At 60.8% G+C, this 467-nt stretch carries 1 pseudogene; it reads left to right on the top strand.

The features are described 5' to 3' along the window. A pseudogene (locus tag J5M56_RS25025) lies at positions 1–416 on the top strand (efflux transporter periplasmic adaptor subunit); the annotation flags it as partial. Positions 417–467: the final 51 nt, after the last annotated feature.

Raw genomic sequence — 467 nt, 5'->3', positions numbered from 1 at the left:
CCTACACCCCTGGCCTCTACGCTCGCTTGAAACTGGTCGGCAGCGGCACCTACAACGCCATGCTGATCAATGACGAAGCCGTGGGCACTGACCTGGGCAAGAAGTTCGTGCTGGTGATGGATGGCGACAACAAGACTGCCTACCGTGCCGTCGAACTCGGTCCGAAGATCGAAGGCCTGCGCATCGTCCGCAACGGCCTGAACAAGGACGACACGATCATCGTCAAGGGTCTGCAACGGGTTCGTCCTGGCTCACCGGTCACCCCTGAGGTGATTCCGATGGCCAGCGAGCAGACCCTCGCCGCCCTCGCTCAACAACGTCAAGCGCTGGAAGCCAGCAACCTGCCCAAAGTTGCCCCTGCCAAGGGCGCATCGGGTTCGGCTGCGAAGCTGGCCGCTACGACCCCACGCGGTTAAGGGACGACAACTCCGATGAATTTTTCCCAATTCTTCATTTCCCGGCCGATC

The organism is Pseudomonas sp. 51_B (genome assembly GCF_017491595.1).
In the GTDB taxonomy this organism is placed as follows: domain Bacteria; phylum Pseudomonadota; class Gammaproteobacteria; order Pseudomonadales; family Pseudomonadaceae; genus Aquipseudomonas; species Aquipseudomonas promysalinigenes.
Note: the sequence above shows the minus strand (reverse complement) of the source record. Positions and strands in the feature narration are given on the sequence as shown.